The organism is Pseudomonas helleri, assembly GCF_009600315.1.
GTDB lineage: Bacteria > Pseudomonadota > Gammaproteobacteria > Pseudomonadales > Pseudomonadaceae > Aquipseudomonas > Aquipseudomonas helleri_A.
Genome location: NZ_WIWC01000068.1, coordinates 1 through 9,616, shown reverse-complemented (window position 1 = coordinate 9,616; position 9,616 = coordinate 1). Strand labels below are relative to the sequence as shown.

Sequence of the window (9,616 nt, the reverse complement as noted above, 5' to 3'; positions counted from 1 at the left end):
AAAAAGGCACGAGAACGGAAAAAGAACAGCAGGCGCAACGGATTAAGTCGGCTGAATAGGCGGGCAAGATAGGTGAAGTAGGCCTACCGGCCCACTTCACAGCTTGTCCATTCGCCTGCGGCTCAATGGAAAGTTTCGCGGGCGCGAAATGGTTACTTGGCCATTTGGGCACCAGTTGTATAACAAGTGCTATACAAAATTCTCCAGGTTTTGTGGGCTAAATCATTTGTTTTGTATCACAACTGTATAGCGTCAAAGAATTATTAGTTTTTAATAAATTTTTGAAAAATAAAGGTTTTTTCCATCGCCTGAGGTGCGTGATGTGTATTGAGATTTTGACCCTGTTAAGGGGGAAAATCTGGCTCTTCAAAGGGCGTAAAAATCATTCAGGTCGAAGACCGTGGCCAGTCGATGGCAGGTAAGGTGCAAAAGAGGTGCAGGGTAGGTGCAGGGTGGGTGCAGACCAGGTGCAAAACGGGTATAGAGCTGGTGTAAAGAGAGGCGGAAAGGGTGCAAAAAAAGCCATCGATCTACGATCCAGGGGCGGCGTTAACCAATCCAGAAACCAGGGCCGTGTTTATTGCGGATGCTTTAGCGACCGGCCATGCCGCTCATATTGTGGCCTCCATAGGTGTGGCTATCAGCGCATTTGGGGCGGCCAAAATGGCGAGTCTGACCGGGATCACCGTGGCAGATCTGGAGCAGCTCTTTGGTACCCATGGCGATCCGGACCTTTATCGCTTGATGAAAGTGCTACACGTGCTGGGGGTCAGTTTATCCGTGACTGCAAGAACGCAGTGACGCGTCACGTGACGGCACAAAACCATGCGCGACCCTTATATTGAGCTACACTGTGGCCCAATATAGGAGGACTACCCATGTCCACAAATGCTGTCGTTCGTGCTCGTATCGATGAGCACATCAAAGAAGAAGCCGCTGCAGTACTTGCGACAATGGGCTTAACGGTTAGCGATGCTTTCCGCATGATGATGACCCGTATAGCGCAGGAAAAGGCGCTGCCATTCGAGCCGTTGGTGCCCAACGCCAAAACCGTTGCCGCGATGAAAGAAGCCCGGCGCGGAAAGCTGCAAAAGTTCGCCACCATTGATGATCTGATGGCGGATTTGCATGCGGACGATTGAGAGAACCAGTCAGTTCAAGCGAGATTTTAAGCGAGAGGCCAAGGGGCCGCATCGAGCTGACTTGGAGCCGGGCGGCCTGTTCATCAAGATTGTCACTGCCCTGATGAATGACAAACCGCTGCCGGAAAAACATCGGGATCATGCTCTGACTGGTAACTGGAAAGACCATCGGGATTGCCATATCAAACCGGATTGGCTGCTGATCTACTGCAAGCCCGACGATGAGCGCTTGCAGCTTGTGCGACTCGGATCACACAGCGAGCTGAGCCTATGACCAGCCAGGCTAAAGAGTGTGACGCGTCATATGACGGTAGAGCACCATGCGTCACACCATAGATGAAGCCGCGTCACTGATCGGCAGAACGCGCCGGTCCATATACCGGGCAATGACCGAAGGCCGTATATCATATGGCTTAGAGTCCGATGGACGTCGCTATATCGACACCGCGGAGTTACTGCGTGTGTACGGTGCTTTCGAGCCAGCGTCACAGAGCGTCACAGTGGAAATGTCACACGGCGTCACAGTGACTGGCGACCTCGGGGAGATCATCGCCAGGGCGGTGGCAAAGGCCGTCGCTGAAGCGGTGGAGCCATTGCGGCAAGAGATCGAGAAGCTACGCCTTGATAATGCTGAGCAACGCCTTATTGAGCACAACCCTGAGCCTCAACCTGAAAAAGCGCCAACCCCGGGAAAGCCAAAATTACCCGGGCCTGCCAAGTCTTTTTCCGATCTACTGGCCGGACTGGCCGATTAGTCTCGACGGTGACGATCTAAACCCAGTCCGACCCACGTACATCAATCCAGTCATTCAGCCAGTGCCAAGGTGATCTGGTTGAGTCTGGCATGTGCTGCTTCCCAGCTCTCACCAGGACGAGCGCGTTTGGCAACCTCAGCGTCTGTCAGCTTGCCAAGCTTTTGCTTCACCGGCACGGATGTTGGTTCTGGTTTGATGGCAAAGATCAGATGGGTGACGGTGCGTCCGGTCTTGCGCTGTGTGTAGCTCACACGAATATCGCTGTATTCGTTGATTTGTGCCACGGCTGTATCTAGGACTCGCTTTTTAAAGTCCTTAATTGCCTTGTATTCGTTGGTAAGGCCGAGACTTTCGCGCAGATTAGCGAGTGCCAACTCGCGTTTTCCGATTGTGAGGTACTGCACCAGTAGCTCGTAGAGCCGTACAGCGTGAACGCTCGACATGCCACTGATTTTCTCCAAACGGTATGACGTGAACTCGGACTCGAGACGTGTGATGTAGGGGATCACCCGAGGGGCGAACGTCAACTGAATTCGGCCTGTTCCGTCGATGTAAGCCTTGTCGCTGATCCATCGGGTTGTGACAGTACGGTCCTTACCGGTGTCCGGATCGGTGTCATAGATCGTCACCGAGCGGTCGAACAGGTCGCCCATCGCTTCTTTAAGTTGTCCGTAAACCTTGGTTTCGTTGGTCCCGAATGCCTGAGCGAAATCGCTCGCTGCAATCGTGACTGGCTTATCTGGCGAAAGGCCCAGCTGTTCGTCGCGACTACGACTGATGGCAAACAGGATGATTTGTTGTTCGACCAGGTTGAGCCGGTAGCTAGCTTCGACAAGCCGGTTAGATTTGACAACAACTTCGCTTTTCTCAGCCATCAGTAGTCCTCGTGGGGAGATCCACCATAGCATAAAAAGGACTATTTAATACAAGTCCCTTAATACCGCAAATCTGTCCCTTTATGACCGCAAATCTGTCCCTTTATGACCGCAAATCTGTCCCTTTATGACCGCAAATCTGTCCCTTTATGGAGGCTGTATGCCACGTAATACGTGGCATACAGCCCGACTAAAAGCTTTTAAAAGCATTAAAAGCATTAAAAGCATTAGTCCGAGTTACCCACAGCCATTTTTCCCTCACATAACGAACAAGGAATGAATAAGCGCCGAGCTTGCGGATTTCATGACTATTCGGACACTTTAAGGCAGGCAGCGACGCAGGATTTATCACTATCACTGACCTCTTTTCTCGAAGCAAAGAGATCTTCGTGGCGCGTATATGACAACAAATCCCTCCCTTTATGAACACTACAGGCCACATAACATAAGGCGTCTAGACGACCTCAAAGGTTTAAAAAGGGAAAAGTAAAAAGCGCGGCTCTGCCGGGGCACCCCTACGGGGTTCCCCCACTTCGTGGCTCCCCCTCCGGTAATAATGCCCAGCCTGCCGGCTGGAGACTTTGTTTATGCGCTCCAAGGAGCGCTGTGACGCCTCTGCTAGCAAGGATCATCCAAACGCCTGCTGCGGGCTCACAGACGACAAAGGCGAGTAATCAGGGGATAACAGCGAGCCGGATTTCAGTGTCGTCCTGATAAAGTGATGTTGCTATTAATCTTGTCTGTGCAAGCATTCGCTCTGGATCTGATTCCAGGGAGTGGGGCCCCCCTCAGGGGGTCGAGCTGGGTGAGCGCGTAGCGCGAATGCTCTGGGATTCTGTCTTTTTGTACCTTTGCCTTTTTGTACTTCCTATGGGTCTTCTATTGCCTGAGCAATAGCCGAAGCAATAGAACGACCAATAGAACGCCACATAGATAATCAAAGACAAAAGCAGAGCAACAGCACGCCATCCCTACGGTCTGTCGTGGCCGCCCTACGGGACGCCCAAACCTTCCGGGGGAGCGCCCCGTCAGGCTTTCAGGGTTCTGACTCGCTGCGCGAGCCTCCACCCTCTTTCCTCCCCCGCCCCCTGGACGGGCTTGTCTCGAAAATTCACCCGCGTGCGCGCCCGGCAAAGCCGGACCAACCTGCATTCTGCAATTGCGCGACGTCTCGTTGCGGTCCTTCGTCCCTTTCTCGACTGCTACATCGCGAATCCAGGTTGGTCCGGTTTCACCTGACGCGCACGCAAGCGTTGCGGCCGGATGCTTCGCACCCTGGTTACGCCCTGAACGGGCTTCACCAGGGCAGACCGGAAAAATTTGGCCTGGGGGCCATTTTCCCTCACCCCCCTCGTGGGCTCGGGAGGCGTCTGTCAGGCTGTTCTCGCCACCAGAGGTGGCGGTTTATCCGAGCAGCTTTTGGCTGCTCGGGATGCGCTACCATGCGATTTTTTTAAGGAGCAATCTCATGCAGCGTTTGGTAAAGCCGTCTGATTACGTCCTACAGGACGTTCTTGGCCAATCGATGTATCAGATTCCCTGGGAGTCCAGGCTCTGCCCGGGCAACCCTGCAGAAGATCCCGAGGTTGGCGCACTGCTTTACAACGCATTCGTCCAGGATCAGGCCAAAGGTGTTGTGCCGCGGACACCCACCGAGCAGATGAGCGACATTCTGGATTGGGTTTTCGAAACGGCGGGCGAACCCGCCCGCAGCCTAGCCGCTGACTTGGCGGCAGCGTACCTGGGCAAGCACGCCTTCCTGATCGATGATCTGGAGGATTGGGACGCGGAAACCAAGTCGCATCGGGCGCACATGGTTTTTCATGGAGAGGACATTGGGAGAATTTCAGCGCGAACCGTCATGAAGTTGCGGGCTCGAGCCGCTGGATTTTAGGCGCGAAAATATCGCTCGCCTGGTTGTTGCTACTAGCAACACGGGAGCGCATGACGAATAGAAAGGAACCTCACTATGTTGAAGATTGACCCGGCCGCGCTGGGTGCCTTGGCCGTCCACCTCGCCAAATCTGAAGCGGCTGGCCAAGCGGTGTCAGACGCGAGAGACGCGCTGGAGGCGGCGGCAAACGTGGGTAGAGAGCCGGAGCGGTTGGTCTGCCACAAAGCGTTATACCTTGCCGCTGAAGAGCGAGAAGACGCGCTGATGGATCTGGAGGACGCGGTGCGCGTGGCGCTGTACGGCCCGGATGAAGACGACAAAGACTGATCCGAGCGTTACGAATAACGCCGCGTATGTAAGTCGGACACAAAAAATCCCGCCCCAAGGCAGGATTTTTTGCTTCGGAACTCACCAATCGTCAGGGCGTTCCGCGTGCTGATGGAGAATTCGATATATCAGGATGGTATCCCCCTTCCGCGTGTAAATAGATCGATAGGGGTATTTCGAAATAATCAGTTCTCGGCAATCAGGGATATCCGAGGCTTTCCCTAACTGAGGAAAGGTCTCCAGTCGGGTTATGGCTTCCAGCACTTGGAAAATGACTTCCTCGGCCTTTTCAGCACCTAGACGCGGTTCGTAATGCTCGTAGATACCTTCGAGGTCACTGTCCGCTTTGCTGGTTAATGCGATTTTCGGCACGAGCCACCCACTTAGCCTTCACGGCATCCAAGTCGATTAGATTGCCTGCCTCAGCATCAGCGATCCCTTCGGCTACCGCTCGAAAATGCCAGGACTCTGACTCTACATAACGTGCCAATGCACGTTTGAGATGGTACTGACGATCCCGATCAGTTGCTTCAGCGAGCTGATCGAGCTGGTTAATCAGCTCCGATTCCACACGAAAAGACAGGACAGGCGAGGCCATGTTATCACTCCACACGATTTTGTCTACGATGTAGACGTTGTCTACTCATATTTGAGTATTCCACTATCAGTGGAATATCGCAACTATTTGCTAATCATTTATGAGCACTCACTATCATCGACCCAGTGCGAATAACGCAGTTATCGTTAAATTCCAGGCGCAAAAAGCCCACCAACCGGTGGGCTTTTTTTTGGATAAAGATCAACGCGGCGAGGAGTCATCAGCCAGAGGCAGCATCCTGGTACTGGAAAATCTGGATTTGATTCTTTTTAGATTCATTTATTGATTCATAATTTGAATCTGTGTAAGATTCAAAAAACAAACCATCAGAGATTCAAAAATGACTAATATTCTGTCGCTGATCGAAAACTCCAGAAAAACCAAAAAAGAGTCGGTTGCTTCAACCGTCAGAATGCCCGAGTCGCTGCATACCTTCATCGAAACGCTGGCCAACGATCTAGAGCTTTCAAAGCAAGAGATCATGCTCAAATTGCTTGAACAAGGTGCCGAGGTTGCCCAAGAGGCGTTAGCCGAGGTGGAAAAGGCTGAGTTAGCTCAGTTAGCTGTGGCAGAAGAAGTCGAGCCGCAAATAACCGCTGGCTTCCATATTTTGAATACCAACAAAGCTCACAGCGATGAAGATCCTGAGTGGATGCTCGCCAAAGGCATCGCTGCCGCTTTTTATGATCCATGGAAGTGGAACATCAACCGCATCAAAGCCAATGATGTGGTGTTCCTATACGAAAACGGTAAAGGCATAGTGGCCTATGGTCGAGGCACCGGCGAGGTCAAGACTTGTGATCGAGATGGCGATAAAGATGAATGCCACTACCAAGAGCTGGAAGAGTTCAAGATTCTTGAAAAGCCACTTTCGGCTGCAGCTATCAAGAAAATATTGGATCGGAACGTGGTGTTTTTGAAGACCATGTCGGGTATGCCAGATGGTCAAAAAGTGCTGGAGCTTATCGAAGGGTGATACCGATAATTTGAGTGTATTGGGCTCTTAAAACCAGTACCAATAACGAGGTTTATGGTAAATCCTGCCTACTGGTCTTGAGACCCGTGGCAGGAGAGGTGCGGGGAAATACCCTACTGAGGAACCCGGCATGAGTGAAACAAAAGCCAGGTGACTCAGTTTCTTGCTGTGAAAAGCCATTTTTAGACTAGGCCGGGCTCATACATTGAGCTGAAAAGCTTTATCAAGCATTGGCGCGAACCTCCGCTTAAACTCTACGCAGCTACGAGCTAACGCACTAAAGAAGTCATCATATCCTTCTATATCCATAAAAAGACTATCAGGGTAAGTAACCACGATTTTTATATAGCTTGTCGCACATATTTATCAATTCCAGTTCGTCAAATGTGCTCTCTGCTACTCGGTTCTGCCATGCTAATTTATCGGCCTTAAGCAAGCTTTCAGGATACTTTTGTGGGGCTTCATTAGTTGTTTTTATATAGTAGGCGGATGCCCATTCGGCTTTTTTATAATCACTGCTTGATGAATATATTGGTATGCATCTATTTGCATTATATGCACCATTCATATGCATCTGGACATCTATTTTTAGATCTTCAGAAGATTGAACTTTTAGCTCATCAGGAATAATGCGACCATCGAGGCACATTTCATAGGTAAAAACTGCGGCGACAATTGCATCTTCTCTTGCCGCATCAAGATTTATATTCCCCTCTCCTGCGTTGCCATGCGAAGTTACGCCATATAGCTCTGCCTTGTCGATGAGCTCCATCGGTATTCCAGGCCTTCTATTATTGGCCTTACTTGCATCTGTTTTCGCAGTGACAAGATTGTTCGCATCCCTCTTTGATAGATGGGAGGTTGCCGCCCAGTGGGTGACCTCTGCAAGATCTCCACACGTAGCCGATGTTGCTGCTGGCACTTGAACTATTTCGTAAGAATATGCTTGCGGCACAAATACAAATAACAAAGTACATACTGGAAATAGACGAACTTTCATAGTTTTAAACTTTTGGTGGGTGCTGACGAGTACGGGGGTCGACTTAGCTTATGATCTTGGCTATAAATATTCATAAACGCCATTCTGAGTATTCCCCATTATTGTTATGACTCTTGGTATATCCACATAAACTCCAGGGGCTGTCACTTGGTATGTGCACACAACCACGTCAGGCATAGTTTCCACAGCATCCAAAACACTTGCTTCTTTAAGGTTTCTCTTACTCAAAATATCACGTAGAAAATAATTACATGAATTGATTAGTTTTTTATTGTATGCCTCACGCGCCTTTCGTTCGGCAATACCTTTCGGACTCCTTTCATATTCTGCTCGGGCTTTCCGTGCTTCAGTTGCTATTTTTTCAGCCTCCAGCCTAGCTACCTCTTCATCACGGTGCTTTTTTTCATCAAGCTCTTGTTGTTTTTTAATCCGAGCATCAGCAAGATTTTCAATGCACTTCTGAATAACTTTATGTGTGGATGAATTATAACATTCAGGATATTTTTGTGCCATGCAGGTAGCGCTGGGATAACGATAGATGTTATTAGCTTCATCCACGGTTATGCACATCCTTGCCGGATTGTTTTTCATCTGACATGCCAAGGTTTTATCTTGGCCAGTGCACTCAGCTGGAATCGCCGTAATAAACCCTATGGTTTTTTTGCTCAGTACCTCCTCATTATCAAACTTATCAAATGTAGTGCACCCGGAAACTATTAGCGAGGTAATGATAACCATTGTGATCTTTACGAATTCCATTTATATAATTTCCACACCGTGTTTAATATTTCGCGGCTACAAACACCACCTAACTCCGAGATTATACACGACGGTCGCGGAAGCATGGCAACACCTGAGACTTTCGACAAGGTGTTGCCATATTCCATCAATCACAAACTCAGAAGATATCCTGAACAAAATTCAACGCGCCCGTGAGGCAATTGCCTCGCAGGCTAACGGGTAATTTATTTCGAAACCGGCACACTAGGTTGAGCCGCTGAACGCCGCACTGGGTACACCTGCGGAAGTGAGCAGTCGATAGCTGTGTCGCAAAAATTCTAAGTTATGCGACACACGCGCATCGTCAGGTTCTGAGGGCTTTCGTCTGTCGCATAAGTCAGTCGCAGGTGCTAGATTACCTGCAACGACTAATGCGACAGGTGTCCCCATGGAAAATGCAGGACAGCAGATTGGCTACGCTCGGGTTTCGACGCAAGGTCAGGAGCTGGAGCAGCAACGGATCGCTTTAGGGCAAAACGGTTGTCAGCGGATTTTTGAAGAGAAGGTCAGTGGGGCCAAGCAAGACCGCCCCGAACTTAGTCGGCTGCTCGATCACCTTCGCCCTGGTGATGTACTGACTGTGACGCGGTTGGATCGCTTGGCCAGGTCAACCACCGACCTGCTCCACATTGCAGAACGACTCAAAACCTTAGGTGCAGGTCTGCGTTCGCTTGCTGAGCCTTGGGCCGATACGACGTCTCCAGCTGGGCGTATGGTGTTAACGATCTTCGCCGGCATTGCTGACTTTGAGCGATCCCTCATTGGTGAGCGCACCAGTGCTGGCCGTGCTGCTGCCAAAGCTAAAGGCGTTCGATTCGGCCCAAAACCTGTTTTAACCCCAGAACAGATCGCCCATGCACGACAGCTGATCGACGGGGGGCAATCGGTTTCCGAAGTTGCACGGCTCCTAGGCGTTCATCGAGCCACGCTATACCGCGCACTGCCTCAATAGGTAGAACGGGAGAGACAGGATGAACAGCACGGATTCGGTACCGCGATTTATTGAGCCGGGCGACGACCAGGACGAGTGCCTGGCGCTGCCGCTCTACGTCACCCGCCAAGTCGATGACGAGACCCGGCGCGCTCAGGAGGCGCGCAAGCGGCTGTTGGCGGCTGCTGTACTGCAGTAGCAGAGGACCGACGCCTTAAACAACGGCTGAGCGTATGCAAAACAACCCCAAAAGAACGGTAGAAAAAGGCACGAGAACGGAAAAAGAACAGCAGGCGCAACGGATTAAGTCGGCTGAATAGGCGGGCAAGATAGGTGAA

At 50.8% G+C, this 9,616-nt stretch carries 14 protein-coding genes; 9 read left to right on the top strand and 5 right to left on the bottom strand.

Annotation, left to right across the window (positions count from 1 at the left end):
• Positions 1 to 510: 510 nt before the first annotated feature.
• From GHN86_RS22560 to GHN86_RS22545, 4 genes are all read left to right on the top strand, one after another.
• Entirely contained in the window at positions 511 to 801 is a 291-nt protein-coding gene (locus GHN86_RS22560) for a DNA-binding protein (RefSeq protein WP_024265238.1), read from the top strand.
• A 77-nt stretch (positions 802 to 878) separates the two neighbouring features.
• Positions 879 to 1,142: a type II toxin-antitoxin system RelB/DinJ family antitoxin gene (locus GHN86_RS22555; protein WP_024265237.1), complete on the top strand. Its 264-nt coding sequence runs from the start codon at positions 879 to 881 to the stop codon at positions 1,140 to 1,142.
• Positions 1,129 to 1,416, top strand: coding sequence for a type II toxin-antitoxin system YafQ family toxin (locus GHN86_RS22550; protein WP_024265236.1), 288 nt, complete (start codon positions 1,129 to 1,131; stop codon positions 1,414 to 1,416). Before GHN86_RS22555 ends, GHN86_RS22550 begins: the two co-directional genes overlap by 14 nt.
• Positions 1,417 to 1,462: 46 nt before the next feature.
• Complete coding sequence (locus GHN86_RS22545) at positions 1,463 to 1,897, top strand: hypothetical protein (RefSeq protein WP_024265235.1); 435 nt, start codon at positions 1,463 to 1,465, stop codon at positions 1,895 to 1,897.
• A gap of 50 nt (positions 1,898 to 1,947) precedes the next feature.
• On the opposite strand, the gene repM is transcribed toward GHN86_RS22545, so the two are convergent.
• Complete coding sequence (gene repM / locus GHN86_RS22540; RefSeq protein ID WP_024265234.1) at positions 1,948 to 2,772, bottom strand: replication initiation protein RepM; 825 nt, start codon at positions 2,770 to 2,772, stop codon at positions 1,948 to 1,950.
• Between the two features lie 1,468 nt (positions 2,773 to 4,240).
• On the opposite strand from repM, the gene GHN86_RS22535 reads away from it, so the two are divergent.
• Together GHN86_RS22535 and GHN86_RS22530 are read left to right on the top strand one after the other, a co-directional pair.
• The gene (locus tag GHN86_RS22535; protein WP_138738983.1) at positions 4,241 to 4,666 is read left to right on the top strand and encodes a hypothetical protein; all 426 of its coding nucleotides are present in this window, start codon (positions 4,241 to 4,243) and stop codon (positions 4,664 to 4,666) included.
• A 75-nt stretch (positions 4,667 to 4,741) separates the two neighbouring features.
• Positions 4,742 to 4,993 (top strand): hypothetical protein, encoded by a 252-nt coding sequence (locus GHN86_RS22530; protein WP_138738982.1) that lies wholly within the window; start codon positions 4,742 to 4,744, stop codon positions 4,991 to 4,993.
• An 81-nt stretch (positions 4,994 to 5,074) separates the two neighbouring features.
• On the opposite strand, the gene GHN86_RS22525 is transcribed toward GHN86_RS22530, so the two are convergent.
• Positions 5,075 to 5,365, bottom strand: a complete 291-nt coding sequence (locus GHN86_RS22525) for a type II toxin-antitoxin system RelE/ParE family toxin (protein ID WP_138738981.1) — start codon at positions 5,363 to 5,365, stop codon at positions 5,075 to 5,077.
• A complete protein-coding gene (locus tag GHN86_RS22520) occupies positions 5,328 to 5,591 on the bottom strand; it encodes a CopG family ribbon-helix-helix protein (RefSeq protein WP_010657468.1) in 264 nt (87 codons plus the stop codon). The genes GHN86_RS22525 and GHN86_RS22520 overlap by 38 nt, the downstream gene beginning before the upstream one ends.
• A gap of 340 nt (positions 5,592 to 5,931) precedes the next feature.
• On the opposite strand from GHN86_RS22520, the gene GHN86_RS22515 reads away from it, so the two are divergent.
• The gene (locus GHN86_RS22515) at positions 5,932 to 6,567 is read left to right on the top strand and encodes a hypothetical protein (protein ID WP_153387354.1); all 636 of its coding nucleotides are present in this window, start codon (positions 5,932 to 5,934) and stop codon (positions 6,565 to 6,567) included.
• 319 nt (positions 6,568 to 6,886) lie between these two features.
• Here the strand turns inward: GHN86_RS22515 and GHN86_RS22510 are convergent, their stop codons facing one another.
• Together GHN86_RS22510 and GHN86_RS22505 are read right to left on the bottom strand one after the other, a co-directional pair.
• Complete coding sequence (locus GHN86_RS22510; protein WP_153387353.1) at positions 6,887 to 7,567, bottom strand: hypothetical protein; 681 nt, start codon at positions 7,565 to 7,567, stop codon at positions 6,887 to 6,889.
• Positions 7,568 to 7,627: 60 nt separating this feature from the next.
• Positions 7,628 to 8,326, bottom strand: coding sequence for a hypothetical protein (locus tag GHN86_RS22505; protein ID WP_153387352.1), 699 nt, complete (start codon positions 8,324 to 8,326; stop codon positions 7,628 to 7,630).
• Positions 8,327 to 8,735: 409 nt separating this feature from the next.
• On the opposite strand from GHN86_RS22505, the gene GHN86_RS22500 reads away from it, so the two are divergent.
• Both GHN86_RS22500 and GHN86_RS22495 read left to right on the top strand, forming a co-directional pair.
• Complete coding sequence (locus tag GHN86_RS22500; protein WP_024265240.1) at positions 8,736 to 9,299, top strand: recombinase family protein; 564 nt, start codon at positions 8,736 to 8,738, stop codon at positions 9,297 to 9,299.
• A 19-nt stretch (positions 9,300 to 9,318) separates the two neighbouring features.
• Positions 9,319 to 9,477, top strand: coding sequence for a hypothetical protein (locus GHN86_RS22495; RefSeq protein ID WP_024265239.1), 159 nt, complete (start codon positions 9,319 to 9,321; stop codon positions 9,475 to 9,477).
• Positions 9,478 to 9,616 lie beyond the last annotated feature (139 nt).